Below are 16045 nucleotides of genomic sequence, written 5' to 3'. Positions count from 1 at the left end.
ACTCCTAACTCCTAACTCCTAACTCCTAACTCCTAACTCCTAACTCCTAACTCCTGCTTGGCTCTTGGAGAAACATGAGTGGAACCAAGGCTACTAGTCGGAATAGAGCAGAGAGGACAAACAAGCTTAGTAAACCTCCAGACTGGGTAAATTGGGCGATGAAACTGCCTATAGTTGTGCCCAAAGCACCACTTACTCCAGCAGCTGCCGCTGCGATCGCAAAATAGATAGACTGATTTTTAGTTGGTGCGATCGCCAATTGTATATTGTTGTTGCACAAGTCAATTGCCGCCCAAGTCCCTCCAATCAAGATGTGTAACAGTGGCAACCACAGCCAGATGTCAAGGCGATTAACACTAATCCCCAGCCACAAAAGTGGTGTGACTCCAACCAAAATCCCAATACAGATGAGGATGGGACGATTGCCTATCTTGTCTGCTAATTTTCCCCACAGGATAAGCATTAGCAAAGTCGCCGCCGCCTGAAAGCTGTTGTAGATAGTCACATAGCTCACATCCAAGTCCAGCGTATCCAGCATATAGAGGTTAAAAAAAGGACTGCTGAGGTTAACAGCAAGTGTCCAGAAGCTGAAATACAGCAGAAATATCAAAAAGTTAGAGTTTTTCCAGATGCTGTTAGTTGACTGTTCTTGTGGTGGATGAATTGATTGAGCGACTTCAGAAGATTCTTCTTTTACAACCTCTGATTGAATCGCACTTGGAGTTAACTTGCCATAATAAGTGTTTTGCGATCGCGGATTTATATCTACCTGGAAATACTGGCATCCTAATCCCATAAGCCCAAACACAACGCTTACCAGTAGAACTATCCCATAACCTTGTAGAGATCCCCCATACCAATGTGATACAACTAGACCGGCCATTGGTACGCAAACCAAAGTGGTAAGGTTAGCAGCACTATTGCGTGTCCCAAAAAACCTGCCTCGTAATCGCCGGGGAACTATCATTGCCACCCAACTTAGCCACGATGCAGTTCCTAGTCCTCCCAAAAGATTGCTGAATAGAACAATCAAGAGTGTCAATATGACTAACTGGTGAGTATCAACCAGTCCCCAACTGGCGCTGGCAATCCCAATTACTAAAATCAGCCATAGCAGCCGACCAATTCCGTGTGTCCGAAGCGAATATTGAAAGCGGCTGGTGCTGCGTTCTGACAAGTAAGCACCCAATGGCTGAATGAGATTGACCAACATCGGGATAGAGCAAAGCATCCCAAATACCACTGGACTAGCACCCAATTCCACCAATAAATTGCTGAGTAAAATCCCGCCAGTTCCAAGAGAGTAAACCGATGCTAAGACAGAATCCGCAGTGGAAGCTTTTAAACTAGTGCGAATAGTATCTTTGGGAATTCGAGAGTTTGGAGAGATTGATGTTGGCGGTGAGGCAATCTGGGGAAATTCTAGAGTTAGTGGCGCAGTTGTTTCAATCTGAACAGAATCCATAATCTATGTTTTTGGGTAAAGTACCCTGGATAAATCCGGTTGCAGAGGAATTCAGTATGCTTTTATAGCATTGCTGATAATTTTTCGTAATTTTAGCTTGCAATTCTCAACAAAAATTTCAAATAAGTAAAATTTCACTCCTTAGCAACAGAAGGTATAAGTAAGAAGAGAGAAACTGTTATCTGTCTGTGGTTAAGAAAAGATTATTTAATTTTTTGGGACTGGTAATGGCGATCGCGATCGCTATTACTGCTTGTCAAAGCCTACAATTGCCAAGCAAACCGTTAGCATCTACCGCAATCACCATCAAACTCAGTGGTTGGGGAGGTTCTCCCGTTGAGCAAAAACTCTTGAGACAAGTGCTGCAAGACTTTGAAGTACAACATCCAACGATTAAGGTCAAATATGAGGTAATTTCCGACCAATACATGGATGTAATCAAAACTCGTTTAGTTGGGGAAGCTGCGCCCGATGTTTTTTATCTAGATGCGCTGGAAGCTCCTTTCTTAATGAGTCAAAATGTCCTGGAACCGTTAGATAGTTATATCACTCCCAAATTTGACTTAGTAGACTTCGAGGATACCCTACTCAACAGTTTTAAATATCAGAACCAGATTTACGGTCTTCCCAAAGACTATTCCACCCTTGCTTTGTTTTATAACAAAAAAGCCTTCGCCTTTGCAGGCTTGAGTAATCCGCCAGCGACTTGGGATGAATTACGTAATTACTCGCAACAATTGACAGGCAAGCTTAACAAATATGGCTTTGGGGAAATTCCAGAATTGGCGCGTCAAGCTTATAAAATCAAAGCCTTTGGTGGACAACTTGTCGATGGAAATGGTTATGCTACTTTTGCGAGTGCAGCAGGTTTACAGGGTTTAGAGTTGGTAGTAAACCAGTATCAAAAAGACCGCTCCTCTGCCCAAAAATCTGATGTGGGGACAAACTCAGGTAGTGAAATGTTTGGTCAGAGTAAAGTGGCAATGGTGATTGAAGGTAACTGGGCAATTCCCTATTTAACTGAAACCTTTCCGCAAGTAGAGTTTGGTACTGCACCAGTGCCTACTATTAATGACAAAAAAGGCACGATGGTGTTTACAGTTGCCTATGTGATGAACAAGCAAGCACAACACAAAGCCGAAGCCTGGGAGTTGATTTCTTATCTCACAGGTAAAGAAGGAATGCAAAAGTGGACAGGAACAGGGTTTGCTTTGCCAACGCGTAAATCAGTAGCAAAGAATTTGGGTTATGACCAAGATCCGTTGCGATCGCCATTAGTGGCAGGAGTTAATTATGCTACACCGTGGCAGGCGGGGAAATATCCAGGGGCGATCGTGAATAACTTTGATAACCAGTTTGTCAGCGCCTTGTTGGGGCAACAACCATTAAAACAAGCAATGCTGAAGGCAGAGAATGAAGCTAATCAGCAAATTAAGGCAATGGAGTAATCTTTCTTACCTCTACCAAATCACTTCTTGTCCATTCCTCGGTTGGTGTAGTTAAATCCTCAAAGTACTTCACTTTCCCGCGCATTTCCCCAAATAACTCTTCTGTTGAAGGTGTTTGTGCGTATTTAGAAATTTTCACGACTGGTTTACCGCGATCGGTAACTACAATTTCTTCTCCTTCTGACTCTACAAGTCGTAAGAACTCAAGAAGTTGAGATTTGAGTTTACTTTTAGAAATTGATTTCATAATAACCGTAGTCATGACTATAGTCATATTCTAATAGGACATAGCATGAACTATTGCTCAATATTTACCGGCTATGACCAAGACCTACTGCGATCGCCATTAGTGGCAGGAGTTAATTATGCTACACCGTGGCAGGTGGGGAAATATCCAGGGGCGATCGTAAATAACTTTGAAAATCAGTTTGTCAGCGCCTTGTTGGGGCAACAACCATTAAAACAAGCGATGCTGAAGGCACAGAATGAAGCAAATCAGCAAATTAAGGCGATGGAGTAACTTAAGAGTATCGACCACATGATACTTAACTGCTAACGATCAAGTATGAGGGCGCAATTTACAGGTAAATGGACTATTGTTAGGGCAGAAAGTAGGGAAATATCTACTTTCTAGAAGTGAATAGTATGATTCAATCAGTTTAAAAACGCTGTATTTATTCAGTAAACCAGCACCAGCGATGCTCGGAACCATCCCAGGCATAATAAGCGGATTTGAACTGCTTCATAGCGGCTACGTACTGAGATAACATCAGTACTACATCACTATTTTGAGGTATATCATCCTCATCAATGAGATCAAGATAGTCAAGCGATGTTTCCGAATCTAATACTTTACGACAGCTTTCTAGAAGTCTATTGACAATTTTTACCTTATTCTTGCTCAACACAGCCTCTGACTTCTTCTTGCTCAGTTCTTTAAATTCTATATGCATGGCATTTATTAGAGGCATTGTAACTTCATGCAGTTCAGCTTTCACCAGGCTTGTCTGTTTTTGCTCTATTTTCATAATAATTTATTCTCTTAAGCGCTTTGGACGAGTTGTTTTAATATAAATTTTGCCTGATTCATCTCCAATTTCATTTCCTTCAGCATCTACTACCCAACACCAACCGCCAGATCGTATCTGTACATTATCTGCACGCAATTTCTCAAAACATTGTAGATACTGTGAGAGAATAAACACTACATCGCTATTTTGTGGAACATCATCTGTATCAAACTCCGAAAATCCTTTAAAAGGTCGATATTTATCTTCAAGGAATCCATTCGAGCCATTCAACAATTGGTTGATAAAATTAAGTTTAAACTTGTTAACTGCATCATTGGGAGATTTTTTAGACAAGATGGAAATCTCTTCGTAAATACCTTGAAGTTGTCCCGATAGTTTTTCAAACTCATCAACATCTTTACGCTTCATCTATTTCACCTTTCACGAGGGACAAGCTCGACGAAACTCCACATACTTTTTTTTGAGAACATCAATTGGTGAGCGCTGCTTACTCTCAAAAATACTAACCATTAACGAGACATCCTCATCTGTCAGCGTAATGATACATCGCCTTTGTCCAGACCATAAATCAATAGTATTGCCGAACATTGCTTTTGAGAGAGGGTTTCTTGTCACGAGAACACCAAACTTACCAAGACCAGAATCAAGATATCTATTGAGTTGGCTAATGTGTTCACGCTCGATTGCCTTGACGTTCTTTAACTCAAAAACAAGCTGTCTATTGCCATAGTCTTGATGAATCTCTTGAAGAAAATCAATTGACCTATTATTGTAAAAAATGAGGTCTCGAATCAGTCTTCCAGATTCTGTACGACTCTGTTCTGCTGCAAAGTCAAGGTCTGGATAGAAAAGTGACGCAAGAAGTTGACAGATATAATTTTCGTATTTAATGTCTGCTTCATTCGTCTTTCCTGTTGGTAGCTTTTGTATTTCACCTAATTTTCGTTTAGCAGACAAGATGGGAATCTGTTTAAATAACGGATCGTTTTTACAGTCATCCTGAGTTCGCTCTTTTATCTTGATATATTCCTGAACAATGCCATAATTATCTCTATTAAAGTTTAGAACCTTAACACGTTCTTCTGGCTCACCAGGATTAAAAATTTCATCACGAGGACAGTAATCTTTAAAATAGTCTTCAAAATTGATCCACGGATAAAATTTTAACCATCTCTTAGGAACAAAAATTAAAGGCTCTTTGGTTTCAGGATTAACAGGCAATGTTATTTCCTGATTTAGGATAAAGGAATTTTTACGATAGTCATAAAATCCAGAAACAACAGCTTTATCAATTGGTATTCCTAGTTGTTCGCATTGTTGTATTGTAAAGTCTATCAGAAATGATTTAATAAAATTACAACAAATATCACTGATGCGATCTTTCGCAATTCCATCTATATAAAACTGGATTTCTTCAAAGTGAACAAATCCGTATTTCCCATACTCAGGAATTTTCTGAAATAGCGAGAGAATTTCATCTGCTTTATTACGGCTAATTTTTATACCTTTTCGTTTTTTTGACAATCCCAGTCCAATCTCTTGGCATTCAGATGCAAGAATGAGGTTGTCACGAGCCTGATCTATTTTGCCTTTCTGAACAAGAAAGTTTAGGTTATTAAAGGAATTAATTATAGAGGTATGAAGTGATTGGTCTTGTTGTGAGGGAGACTTCCATAAAAGAAAAGGGTCAACGTAAAGGGGAATATCTTCATCTAGAAATGCTATGGCAAAATCTAGCTGTGCTTGGGTTGCTGAAATGCCGTGGTAATCAATTATTCTTGGGTGGATGATCCCCATTTGCTATTTTTGTCTACGTATATTTGACTATTATAATGTCAAATAATTTTTGTGCCATGTCTAATACTTCTGCCCTCGAAGGTTTTATCTCATTTCGTGGTCATCAGGTATGGTATCGGATTGTCAAACCAGATCGAGAATATTCTGGTAAGCTACCGCTGCTGTGTCTTCACGGAGACTCAGGAGTACCCCACGAATACTTAGAACCATTAGAAGCGATCGCAACAACAGGAAGACGAGTTATTTTTTACGAGCAATTAGGGTGTGGTAATAGCGATCGCCATTTTTCTTACCCTATTGCTAATACAATCCCCATTCTAATTTCAGAGTTTCTAACTTAGGATTTTTTACACTCATTCTCCTACATTCTTCCAAAAAATCTTTGACTTGTCCTTCGTTAAGACTTAAGCCACCATCTTGCAGATTATTAATGTAAGTAATTACATCTGAAGTTGTTAAAGCCGAACTTATTTCTTCTAGAAGAATAGCATTTCTGACTTCCCGGCAAACCAACTCAATATCGGATGAAGTAAATCTCCCACTTTTATCTGCCAGAATTTCAAAGTTGACTAGCTGATTCATATCAATTTTTGACAGATAGTGTTTAAACAAATCTATTCTTTCTACTCGATCTGGTGGGAAAACAGGAATCTTCCAATCCAATCTACCAGAACGCTTCAAAGCACTATCAATACCACTCAAATAGTTAGTAGCAGCAATAACAATTACATCACTATTTTGCAGATTATTTAGTTCTATGAGTAATTGGTTGATAGTCGCTTTTTGGTCTGTGTGTGCATTGTCATCGTTACGATTAAACCCAATACTGTCTAACTCATCAATGAATAAAAGTGAAGGAGCTTTTTTCTTAGCTTGAGCAAAGATATCTCGAATATTCTTTTGACTTTGCCCTATCCAAACACTAACAATATCGGCAGGAGAGAACTTAAAGAAATATCTCCCAGACTCATTAGCAAAGGCATTTGCTAGTAAAGTTTTACCACATCCTGGTAAACCATAGAAAAGAATTCCACCAATTGAACTCTTATATCCTTTAGATTGCAGCTTCAAGAGTCTAGTTAGTTTCTCTTTTTCTTCATTCAGCCCTTGTACTTGGCTAAAGTCAAGTTTAAATTCTTTGACGCGGTTAGTAATTGGATATGCTTGTACTAAACTAGGTTTTTTAGCTCCATAATTAAAAGATGGATAGTCGATAGAGTCAAAGGATACTGGGACTAATTGGTGTTTTTCATAATCAGGAACCATGATTAAAACTTGGAAGCGATCGCCATAATATCCAGAAAACTTATATTCTAATATTTCCTTAATTTTTTTCAGTTGGTAATAGTTGCGTGCTATCTCAAAACCAGGAATTACCAACCAAAGGCTTTCTAGTTGATTAGGCCATACTTTGGATTTCCTCAAGACTCTTTTAATTGAATCTAAAAACAGATTGTTATCCTGAAATTCTTGGTATTTGAGAGTTTCTATCTCAACCACTACCTGATTTTTTACATAGACTTCTATAATTTCATTTTGGTACTCTTCATCATCGTCTGATGTATCTTCATCGATTGTTTCTTCATCCCTAGAAGTCAACTCAACTTCACAGCCGATATTAGACAATCCATATCCTAGACTTTCCAAAGTTTTAATAGCAAAATACTTAAGGTAGATATATTCTTTACTTTCCTGCTGCCACTTCAGAGTGTAAAAATGTTCAGCTTTCATCTTCAGTAATAATTGAGACTCAGCTTGGATTTGAGCTTTTTGTAATTCAACAAAGTAATCTTGTAAAGATGCATCATCTTCCTCTATTTCATAATATGGAAGTTCCAGTAATAGACGAAAATGGGCGTACACTTCCTCTTTATATTCAATAGAGGCTTCATTTGGGTATTTACACCTGAGAGTAAAAGTAAAAGGAATTTTACTAGCAACTTTATCTACCAAGTATCCTAAAGCATCTTCTTGCTGATGAGCTTGGATTTCTAATGCCGATGGACAATAAAATAATATAAAAAACTGTTCAGAATTATATTTATTGGCATATAAGGATATCTGTTCAAACTGCCGATCGAATTTTTCAGAATCAAGCAATTCTAAACCAGTGTTGCCAAGTATAATGCTGGACATAGTCGAGCGATAAAATTGAAAAATACTAGCATCATAGATAGGATTTTCTTGTTCATCTTCACAATCCTTATCTTCTGAGACAATACTTGTAGAAATTTTTCTAGTGGCAGTTTTAGGGATACTATTATATCCTCCATATTGAGATTTTCTAATCAATTCATAATTAAAGATTTTGAGAACAATATCACAGAAGAAATCTTCTACTTGCGGAATCAAAAAAATACCTACTGGCTGGTGAGAATCTAAACACGCTTGGAATCTTTCATATTCTTGTTCAGAGCCAAAATCAAACAAGTAGTAGAAAAAATCATGTTTGACTGAAATTGCTTCTTTTAATTTGTCTGAAATTGATTCAGATTCAGCAACTTCATTTATTGGTTCTATACCTTTAAGAGAAATAGCTATTTTTGTATCTAACGGAATATGCAAATCCAACCGAGGATTTGCACAAAGCCCCAATTCATCAAGAGCAGTATTAAAATCATCTATGAATGATTGACTTCTACGCTGGTAGCCAAACTGTTCTATGATAGTTTTGACCCGTAGGCTTTTTTGAGTTTTCCCAGTTCTCTGGAGTTTGTTTTTAATCGAACGTAAGTAGGCTGTATATGACATTTTGTGTCCTATTGCTTGAGTCGGATTAATTAGCATCCCAAGGAAGCTAAATATATAGTTCCCTAAGTTGCATATCCAGCTAACTCATACAAGCGATGTCTTTTGACTTGCTGCTTTGATCTACGCTTTCTAAAGGTAGAGACTCATTTGATGAAGTTAAATATTTTTGTACAGGAGTACGATAAATAATCATGCACAACCCATCGCTACAGTCGGGTTAGTGCGGGATTAAGTGGAGGTTCAGTAGTGTTTGAAATCAACAGGTGGCGCAGAAACTCCAGATGGAACATCACTGAAGACCTGGCTGGGTATATGTTCATGATGCCCACCATTCTAGTTTTGGGGACTTTTGTAGTCTTACCCATTCTCTACGCCGTTTTTCTTTCCTTGCAAAAAGTCCAACTTCTCGGCGGTATTGAGTACGAGTTCATCGGTTTTCGTAACTTCACGCGATTAGCTGAAGATGAAAGAGTTTGGATTGCTTTGAGAAACACAGCCGAATATGTAGCTATTGTTGTGCCAACTCAAACTATCCTGGCTTTAATTCTGGCAGTAACTCTGAATTCTGGGATTCACGGTAAAAACTGGTGGCGCATTCTCTACTTTTTGCCGACAGTCACTTCTTCAGCAGTGCTGACACTGATCTTTATGTGGATTTATAACACTGATGGGCTACTAAACGATTTACTCGCGTTTGTGGGGCTACCTACTTATAACTGGTTGGGCGATCCAGCAGTTGCGCTCAAAGGCATTATGATGATGAACATTTGGTCAACCGCGCCGTTTTTTATGGTGATTTATCTGGCGGCGTTGCAAGATATACCCCAAACACTTTATGAGGCGGCGGAACTCGATGGCGCAAATGGGTGGCAGCAATTTATCTACATTACTCTTCCCTTGCTTAAGCCTGTAACCTTCTTTGTAGCAACAGTGGGGGTAATTGGGACTTTTCAACTTTTTGACCAGTCTTACATCTTCTCTGGCGGTACTGGCGGGCCAAACAACGCTACCTTAACTGTGGTGCTGCTGATTTATCAAGCTGTATTTCGGAATTTACAAATGGGATATGCATCTGCGATCGCATTTCTGTTAGCAGCAGCGATCGTTGTCATCACTTTGATTCAGCGGCGACTTTTCGGAGGCGAACGGATTTGACTAACACCTCTGGCTTTTCCTGGCTCAAAGCCCTGTTGTACGTCTTACTGACACTCTATGCCATCATTACCTTAATTCCCTTTCTCTGGGCACTTTCAGCATCATTTAAGCCGCTATCAGAGATTGTCAGTGGTGAACCCAACTTTCTCCCCAAGAATTTTACTCTTGACAACTACAGGCAAATCTTTCTCCAAGAACCGCTTTTTTGGCGCTGGTTGTTCAACAGTGTAGCGATCGCCATCAGCGTGACGCTTTTAAACTTATTGTTAAATTCAATGGCTGGTTATGCTTTGGCAAGACTGCGCTTTGTGGGCAAGCGCTTTTGGTTTTTCCTAATTTTGGCAGTACTAGCAGTACCAGCGCAAATCACCCTGATTCCCACATTTTTAATTTTAAAAGCGATCGGCTGGCTGAATTCTTACCAAGGCATGATTGTTCCTAGCATGGTGAATGCCACTTTTATCTTCATGATGCGGCAGTTTTTCGTTAATTTTCCTAAAGAACTAGAAGAAGCAGCTCAACTCGATGGCTTAAATACTTTTGGAATTTTTCGACACATTGTCTTACCTTTGGCAAAACCAGCACTAGCAGCACAAGCGGTTTTTGTGTTTATGGGGAGTTGGAATAATTTTTTATTGCCTATAGTTATCCTATTTGACCCAGAAATGTTTACCCTCCCCTTGGGGCTGAACACCTTCAAAGGTCAATACATCAGCTATTGGAACTACATTATGGCGGCTTCTATGGTCTTTACCCTGCCAGCTTTAGGCATTTATGCTTTTTTTAATCGTTACTTTATTCAAAGCGTCACCTTTACCGGGGGAAAAGGTTAATAGGCATTGGAAATGGGGTATTGGACACATGGCTTATTCCCCTTGCCTTCCCGATCCCCCTATTCCCCAAACAGTATTTTGGGCAACAAATTGCACTCCTAACGTGATATTGGTATTACAGCGACTCAATCTCTATCTATCAGTAAACAAGCATTATGGGTTTTGCAGACCTATCGATCGCAGAGATAGCAGCCGACTACAGCATTCCTGTAGAACAAGTGTTTTCTCTGTGCAACCAACTGGGAATCGCCTACAAACACCAAAAGACCCGTTTGGCGTTAGAAGATGCAAGGGCAATTATTTCCCAAATATCCTCTGAAATACGCCCCAAAGGTACTAACGATTTGGTGGGCGATCGCGAAGTCACCTGAAGGGTTATCTCAGAACTTTGGCTAATAACTGATAGCTAATGATAAAAAACAATGAGTCATTAGCAATTAGCAGCTTGGAGATTGAGAATCGCGTTCTTAGCTGTGTTGAGCGTCAAAATCTTTAAGGGGAAACATGTTTATAAGACTAATTGGCGTTGTTGTGGCTACTGTTTTACTCTCGTTTCAGTTGATTGTCGGTAGCGCGACAGCAGTGGAACTAGACGAAGCTACCCGAACAGTGCCATTAAATGCTCAGGGTGATACCGTTGTACTCAGCCTTAAACAAGTCAAAGAAGGCAAACGCTTATTTAATTACGCTTGCGCCCAATGTCATGCTGGTGGAGTTACCAAGACAAATCAAAACGTGGGACTCACTCCAGAGGACTTGGCACTGGCAACTCCTAACCGTAACAACATTGAAGGTTTAGTAGATTACCTGAAAAATCCCACTACTTACGACGGGGAAGAAGAGATTTCCGAAATACACCCCAGTCTCAAAAGCGCAGATATTTTCACAGCAGTGCGAAATCTGACGGATGATGACTTGGAGGCGATCGCCGGTCATATTCTCTTACAACCCAAAATCGTTGGTACTAAGTGGGGAGGCGGAAAAATCTATTACTAAATCCCGGAACTGAGTCATTGGGCATTGGGAATAGGGAATTGGGAATAGGGAATTGGGAAGAATTCAGTCCCTACTCCTAATTCCCCGTTCCCCATTCCCCATTTACTGCTTATTGGACAGCTTTTTGCAATAAATTACTCTCCATTCTTAAAAAAAAAATAGATATATGACAGATTGTCATACTTTGACGTTGATTTTATTTAAAATGAGAAAAGGAAAAAAATTGTTTGTTAGGAGAGAGCTATGAAATTAATTTCGGCAAGCTGGCGACGCCTTAGTTTAGCTGTGTTGACAATCCTTTTAGTTGTTAGCAGCTTTGCTGTTTTTACTCCCAGTGCTTCGGCTGAAACCTACAAGGTGAAATTGGGTAGCGATAAAGGAATGCTAGCATTTGAACCGAAAAAGTTGACAATTAAACCAGGTGACACTATTGAATGGGTGAACAATAAAGTTCCTCCCCATAATGTTGTGTTTGATGCTGCCAAAAACCCCTCTAAGAGCGCCGATTTAGCTAAATCTCTGTCTCATAAGAAGTTGCTCATGAGTCCTGGCCAAAAGGAAACAACCACCTTTGCAGCAGACGCACCTGCTGGTGACTACACCTTCTACTGTGAACCTCATCGTGGCGCTGGCATGGTTGGTACAATTACTGTCCAAGGCTAGAAACACCAGCGTTTGACACGAGATGATTACTCAGTGAAATTAGCTCATCGCCACACGCTACACTCCTAGAGTGACGCATAAAATGCAGAAATGGCGGTAACGAGTTCTATCCTTACCTAAGACGCTAAACAATCTGTAGCGATCGAGGAGTGAACTTGTTACCGCCAATTTTGATCAAATTTGACTTAATCAGGGATTAATCGCGTTTATACTCTTGCTGGAGGCTTGTTGCGAGGAAATACTGTTGAGAATACTTTTATTAATTCTACTTTCGGCGATCGCCATATTCAAATTTACATTCATTAGTCCAGCACTAGCTGCCGAAACATCCAACGGTGCTAAGATTTTCGAGGCTAACTGCGCTTCTTGCCATATAGGTGGCGGTAACATCCTTATCAGCCAGAAAACCTTGAAAAAGGAAGCATTGTCAAAGTACCTAGAAAATTACAATCAAGACTCAATCCAGGCGATTATCCACCAAGTGCAAAATGGTAAAAATGCTATGCCTGCTTTTAAAGACAAGTTAAGTTCTGAAGAGATTCTGGAGGTAGCTGCTTACGTTTTTCAAAATGCGGAACAAGGCTGGTAAAGTAGCTATACCGTATAATTTTTGTGGGGTGAGCGTTTGCCTATATTTAGTTAATAGCCTAGCTAGACGCTCACCCCAAAACATTGGAGAATTTATTTGTTGGAAATCCCTCAGTGCATTTCCTTCTTAGAAGCTTTTAACGAACTTCTAAGTTAAATATATATTATGTATGACGAACTAGCGATCGCTAATTTGTCAACGACTAAAAACAATATTTTAAACCCAAAAGCCTGATGTAGAAACGCGATTTATCGCATCTTGAAACTACACCAATAACCCTTAACTCAAATGTATTGTATTTTAAACAGGACTTATGCAAAAAATTTTTCAGATAGGGACAATACCCTGCGGTAACTCCATTTGAGAAATCGTAGAGTAGCCGCTTCTTTATCAGACGCTAGCAAATGCATCTAGATAAATCACCCCTACCTGAATCCGAAATTATCAACGGGCGATTATTTTTCTGGATTAGACTTTTGTCTGTTTTCCTTGACTTCGCGCAACCGTTCTACTAATTTTTTATCCGATTCAGCAGCAGATGTAGACTGACCCTGATTGATTTTTGGCAACAATAAAGGTTCAGAAGTAGTAGCTGCCGATGAAGGCGTAGACTGGTTATTTTTAATTTGCAGTTCAGATAATGGTTTGGGAGTAGCTGCTGGTGTAATTAATGGTTTGAGAGTACCTGTTGGTGAGGACGTAGGCGGGTTATTTCTGATTTGTAAATCAGGTAATGGTTTAAAAGTAGCTGCTGGTGAGGGGGTAATCTGATTGTTATTGATGCCCGGTGTAGATAATGACGAGGGGTTTTGCTCTTGAGTAGTCCCAGTAAGATTACTTGTGCTGTTTTGGAAACGTAGGTTGAATGGATAGGAACTAATCTGTTTATCACCCTTCGGGGATTGCTTGTTGAAATATTGCCTTGCTTTTAATTGCAATTCTGGGGAAATTAACTTGTCTTGAAATTTGATATCTAAGACCTTACCATCAGGATCGACAACCAATACTCCCAAAACAGCACCTTCAAGATTTGACTTATTCGTGGATAATGTTTGGCGGATGACTGGTTTTTGTTCAGCGTTGGGGTATTGTTGCTGGACTTCCTTTCTCAGGTTGGCGTAGGAGTCTAGCTGTGCAATTGCCTGTTGAGTTCCCTTCGTTGATAAATCCGCTGTTTGTAGCGTGCTTCCCCTAGTTCCAATTAAAGTATCCCCATTCCTAGGAGCTTGTTTTAGAGAATTTATCAGTGGGTTTTGAGCAATTGTAGACGACGCATTCGGAATTGGTTGCGTCATTGGCTGCGAAGTCATTGGCTGCGAAGTCGGATTTACCTGTGCCGTTGCAACGGGTGTACTGTCAGATAAGATTGGAGGCTGGGGATTCCGCAGCATATCAGCAGGTATTTGCTGCGACTGCAATTCTGGCAATCTATTTACAGCTAGCGGCTTAGATGGCTCGTATTTGGCGACACTCTCATTCACATTTACACGAGGAACTGGTTGAGAGAATCTGGCGCTGGTATTAAATTTAGAACTATCAAATTTAGACGCATCAAACCGCAAATTATCACTCGGAATCATCCGCAAAGACTGCCTTGTAGGCAAGGAAGAGACTTGATAGTTATTTGATGATGCGGGTAGCGGAGGCAGTACCAGCTGGCTGGATGGCGATGGCGCTAATGGGGTTAATCCCGGTTGGAGGCTAAAGTTTGAAGTAGCAAGTGGGGCGACTGGAGGTAATTGTTGTAAACCAATTTGGGGGGTGCTTTGCGGCAAACGGTTTTGGTCAGCTTGACTCAATTCCAAAAGTCCAACTGTTTTGGATGATGCTGTTTCTTTGGGCTTGTTAGAATCCATCGGCATCAATGGCACAATCATAGCGATCGCACCGTGGATACCAAGGGAGGCTATAGCTGCTATCCCAATTGGCTGGCTTAAGATTTCTGGTATATTTTTCAGCAGGGAGACGTAAGACATGGCTGTTATCGTTCACTCACTCAGTTGCAGTTGACTAGCGATTTTCTCTTTTCGACATTGCAATATCTTGCAAGATGTGCATTCTTAATAAGGAAATAATAACTTCCTCAGTTGGCAATCAAAACGCCAAAATTGCCATTTATTCAAGTTTTTAATTAATCTAATGACGCTGTATCATATCTTCAAAATTCGAGCTTACTAAAGAGATATTTGAAAAATTACTACTTTTGATTTTTTATTGTTATGACACACACAATTAAAATTAATATCTGGGAGTTTTATAAAGTTTAAGTAGACGCACAAGTTTGAATACATCAAAACATCTGCCGAAGTTGCCTTGTTTTTCAACTGTTTTTCAGTCAACTACACTTCTGTAACAGATGACACACGTGTTTGTCCGAGACTGGGCCCTATTTGAAAATACTACCACATCGGCAGTCCCTCAAACTGTTGCAAATTGTACAATTTTATTGACATTCTAGCCTTAAATTCCACCAAAGCTATTGGTTTTTTGTCTAAGGGGTGAGTCAGGCGATCGCAATTCTAACTCTTGAATATGACTACTTCTTCGTCAAAAAAGTTCAAACCCTCAATCATTGCATCCAAAATTTCCAATGCCGTTACCGACAGTTATTTTGCCTGGATATCTAGAAAGTGCGATCGCTTATCGCTCACTAGAACAATCCCTACAAAACTTAGATTTTCCCACAGTTACAGTGCCACTGCGGCGGCGTGACTGGCTCCCCACTTTTGGAGTAAGACCCGTAATATCGATTTTGCAACAACTCGATCGCACGATCAAGGATATGTTACGTCAACATAATGCTACTCAAATTAACTTAATTGGTCACTCAGCCGGAGGTTGGATATCCCGCATTTACATGGGAGAAAAGCCCTATTTAGCAGGCGGTGATGTCAAACCATTTCTCTGGCAAGGACATCCCTTGGTTGCTAATCTCATCACCTTGGGTACACCCCATATTAGCCAAGAACGCTGGACACGTTCCAATCTGGATTTTGTCACCAATAACTACCCAGGAGCTTTTTACAAAAATGTTCGTTACGTTTGTGTGGCTGGCAAAACTATCTTTGGGAAAAGGCGGCCTGGTAGTTGGTTAGCTTACAGTAGTTACCAATTAACCTGTGGTAAGGGTAATACTTGGGGAGATGGCATTACGCCCATTGAAGCTGCTCATTTGCAGGGGGCGGAAAATCTAACGATCGCAGGTGTCAAGCATTCTCCCAGAAGTCCTGGAATTTGGTATGGCTCACCAGAACCCTTAAAAGCTTGGGTGCAATATTTGATTTAAAAAACTTTATTTTTATATAAGAAAAGTAAAA

General features: G+C 40.1%; 16 protein-coding genes and 1 pseudogene. 10 read left to right on the top strand and 7 right to left on the bottom strand.

What is annotated here, in order from left to right:
• Positions 1 to 46 precede the first annotated feature (46 nt).
• Positions 47 to 1465 carry an MFS transporter gene (locus ACM0OX_RS13785; RefSeq protein WP_414515465.1) on the bottom strand — a complete coding sequence of 473 codons (1419 nt, stop codon included), beginning with the start codon at positions 1463 to 1465 and terminating at the stop codon, positions 47 to 49.
• A 227-nt stretch (positions 1466 to 1692) separates the two neighbouring features.
• Between ACM0OX_RS13785 and ACM0OX_RS13780 the strand changes: the two genes are divergently transcribed.
• Positions 1693 to 2913, top strand: a complete 1221-nt coding sequence (locus ACM0OX_RS13780) for an ABC transporter substrate-binding protein (protein WP_414515473.1) — start codon at positions 1693 to 1695, stop codon at positions 2911 to 2913.
• On the opposite strand, the gene ACM0OX_RS13775 is transcribed toward ACM0OX_RS13780, so the two are convergent.
• Positions 2897 to 3175, bottom strand: coding sequence for a type II toxin-antitoxin system Phd/YefM family antitoxin (locus ACM0OX_RS13775; RefSeq protein ID WP_414515463.1), 279 nt, complete (start codon positions 3173 to 3175; stop codon positions 2897 to 2899). The two genes, ACM0OX_RS13780 and ACM0OX_RS13775, sit on opposite strands and share 17 nt — an antisense overlap.
• A 54-nt stretch (positions 3176 to 3229) precedes the next feature.
• Between ACM0OX_RS13775 and ACM0OX_RS13770 the strand changes: the two are divergent.
• Positions 3230 to 3433: pseudogene (locus tag ACM0OX_RS13770) on the top strand (ABC transporter substrate-binding protein); the annotation flags it as partial.
• Between the two features lie 154 nt (positions 3434 to 3587).
• Here ACM0OX_RS13770 and ACM0OX_RS13765 read toward each other — a convergent pair.
• Genes ACM0OX_RS13765 through ACM0OX_RS13755 form a run of 3 tightly spaced genes read right to left on the bottom strand, consistent with a single transcriptional unit; the run spans position 3588 to position 5741 of the window.
• Complete coding sequence (locus tag ACM0OX_RS13765; RefSeq protein ID WP_414515461.1) at positions 3588 to 3941, bottom strand: hypothetical protein; 354 nt, start codon at positions 3939 to 3941, stop codon at positions 3588 to 3590.
• 6 nt (positions 3942 to 3947) lie between these two features.
• Positions 3948 to 4352, bottom strand: coding sequence for a hypothetical protein (locus ACM0OX_RS13760; protein ID WP_414515459.1), 405 nt, complete (start codon positions 4350 to 4352; stop codon positions 3948 to 3950).
• Between the two features lie 12 nt (positions 4353 to 4364).
• The gene (locus ACM0OX_RS13755; RefSeq protein WP_414515457.1) at positions 4365 to 5741 is read right to left on the bottom strand and encodes a hypothetical protein; all 1377 of its coding nucleotides are present in this window, start codon (positions 5739 to 5741) and stop codon (positions 4365 to 4367) included.
• Between the two features lie 56 nt (positions 5742 to 5797).
• Between ACM0OX_RS13755 and ACM0OX_RS13750 the strand changes: the two genes are divergently transcribed.
• A complete protein-coding gene (locus ACM0OX_RS13750; RefSeq protein WP_414515455.1) occupies positions 5798 to 6082 on the top strand; it encodes a hypothetical protein in 285 nt (94 codons plus the stop codon).
• Here the strand turns inward: ACM0OX_RS13750 and ACM0OX_RS13745 are convergent.
• A complete protein-coding gene (locus ACM0OX_RS13745; RefSeq protein ID WP_414515453.1) occupies positions 6042 to 8306 on the bottom strand; it encodes an ATP-binding protein in 2265 nt (754 codons plus the stop codon). The two genes, ACM0OX_RS13750 and ACM0OX_RS13745, sit on opposite strands and share 41 nt — an antisense overlap.
• Positions 8307 to 8738: 432 nt before the next feature.
• On the opposite strand from ACM0OX_RS13745, the gene ACM0OX_RS13740 reads away from it, so the two are divergent.
• From ACM0OX_RS13740 to petJ, 6 genes are all read left to right on the top strand, one after another.
• Positions 8739 to 9647 carry a carbohydrate ABC transporter permease gene (locus ACM0OX_RS13740; RefSeq protein WP_414515451.1) on the top strand — a complete coding sequence of 303 codons (909 nt, stop codon included), beginning with the start codon at positions 8739 to 8741 and terminating at the stop codon, positions 9645 to 9647.
• Complete coding sequence (locus ACM0OX_RS13735) at positions 9644 to 10480, top strand: carbohydrate ABC transporter permease (RefSeq protein WP_414515449.1); 837 nt, start codon at positions 9644 to 9646, stop codon at positions 10478 to 10480. Before ACM0OX_RS13740 ends, ACM0OX_RS13735 begins: the two co-directional genes overlap by 4 nt.
• Positions 10481 to 10635: 155 nt before the next feature.
• Positions 10636 to 10851, top strand: a complete 216-nt coding sequence (locus ACM0OX_RS13730) for a hypothetical protein (protein ID WP_414515447.1) — start codon at positions 10636 to 10638, stop codon at positions 10849 to 10851.
• Between the two features lie 133 nt (positions 10852 to 10984).
• On the top strand, positions 10985 to 11476 hold the full coding sequence (gene psbV / locus ACM0OX_RS13725) for a photosystem II cytochrome c-550 (protein ID WP_289795867.1): 492 nt from the start codon (positions 10985 to 10987) through the stop codon (positions 11474 to 11476).
• Positions 11477 to 11719: 243 nt separating this feature from the next.
• Complete coding sequence (gene petE, locus ACM0OX_RS13720; RefSeq protein ID WP_335179881.1) at positions 11720 to 12139, top strand: plastocyanin; 420 nt, start codon at positions 11720 to 11722, stop codon at positions 12137 to 12139.
• A 244-nt stretch (positions 12140 to 12383) separates the two neighbouring features.
• Positions 12384 to 12728 carry a cytochrome c6 PetJ gene (gene petJ / locus ACM0OX_RS13715; RefSeq protein ID WP_414515444.1) on the top strand — a complete coding sequence of 115 codons (345 nt, stop codon included), beginning with the start codon at positions 12384 to 12386 and terminating at the stop codon, positions 12726 to 12728.
• Positions 12729 to 13183: 455 nt separating this feature from the next.
• Here the strand turns inward: petJ and ACM0OX_RS13710 are convergent, their stop codons facing one another.
• Positions 13184 to 14704: a hypothetical protein gene (locus ACM0OX_RS13710; RefSeq protein ID WP_414515443.1), complete on the bottom strand. Its 1521-nt coding sequence runs from the start codon at positions 14702 to 14704 to the stop codon at positions 13184 to 13186.
• Between the two features lie 614 nt (positions 14705 to 15318).
• On the opposite strand from ACM0OX_RS13710, the gene ACM0OX_RS13705 reads away from it, so the two are divergent.
• Positions 15319 to 16014, top strand: coding sequence for an esterase/lipase family protein (locus tag ACM0OX_RS13705; RefSeq protein ID WP_414515441.1), 696 nt, complete (start codon positions 15319 to 15321; stop codon positions 16012 to 16014).
• The last annotated feature ends 31 nt before the right edge of the window (positions 16015 to 16045 follow it).

This window comes from Nostoc sp. PCC 9305 (assembly GCF_963920915.1).
In the GTDB taxonomy this organism is placed as follows: domain Bacteria; phylum Cyanobacteriota; class Cyanobacteriia; order Cyanobacteriales; family Nostocaceae; genus Nostoc.
Note: the sequence above shows the minus strand (reverse complement) of the source record. Positions and strands in the feature narration are given on the sequence as shown.

Coding starts and splice junctions, on each gene's coding strand:
- ACM0OX_RS13780 (WP_414515473.1), top strand. CDS start 1,693: ATGGCGATCGCGATCGCTATTACTGCTTGTCAAAGCCTACAATTGCCA.
- ACM0OX_RS13755 (WP_414515457.1), bottom strand. CDS start 5,741: ATGGGGATCATCCACCCAAGAATAATTGATTACCACGGCATTTCAGCA.
- psbV (WP_289795867.1), top strand. CDS start 10,985: ATGTTTATAAGACTAATTGGCGTTGTTGTGGCTACTGTTTTACTCTCG.
- ACM0OX_RS13710 (WP_414515443.1), bottom strand. CDS start 14,704: ATGTCTTACGTCTCCCTGCTGAAAAATATACCAGAAATCTTAAGCCAG.
- ACM0OX_RS13705 (WP_414515441.1), top strand. CDS start 15,319: ATGCCGTTACCGACAGTTATTTTGCCTGGATATCTAGAAAGTGCGATC.
- petE (WP_335179881.1), top strand. CDS start 11,720: ATGAAATTAATTTCGGCAAGCTGGCGACGCCTTAGTTTAGCTGTGTTG.
- ACM0OX_RS13760 (WP_414515459.1), bottom strand. CDS start 4,352: ATGAAGCGTAAAGATGTTGATGAGTTTGAAAAACTATCGGGACAACTT.
- ACM0OX_RS13785 (WP_414515465.1), bottom strand. CDS start 1,465: ATGGATTCTGTTCAGATTGAAACAACTGCGCCACTAACTCTAGAATTT.
- ACM0OX_RS13730 (WP_414515447.1), top strand. CDS start 10,636: ATGGGTTTTGCAGACCTATCGATCGCAGAGATAGCAGCCGACTACAGC.
- ACM0OX_RS13750 (WP_414515455.1), top strand. CDS start 5,798: ATGTCTAATACTTCTGCCCTCGAAGGTTTTATCTCATTTCGTGGTCAT.
- ACM0OX_RS13765 (WP_414515461.1), bottom strand. CDS start 3,941: ATGAAAATAGAGCAAAAACAGACAAGCCTGGTGAAAGCTGAACTGCAT.
- ACM0OX_RS13775 (WP_414515463.1), bottom strand. CDS start 3,175: ATGACTACGGTTATTATGAAATCAATTTCTAAAAGTAAACTCAAATCT.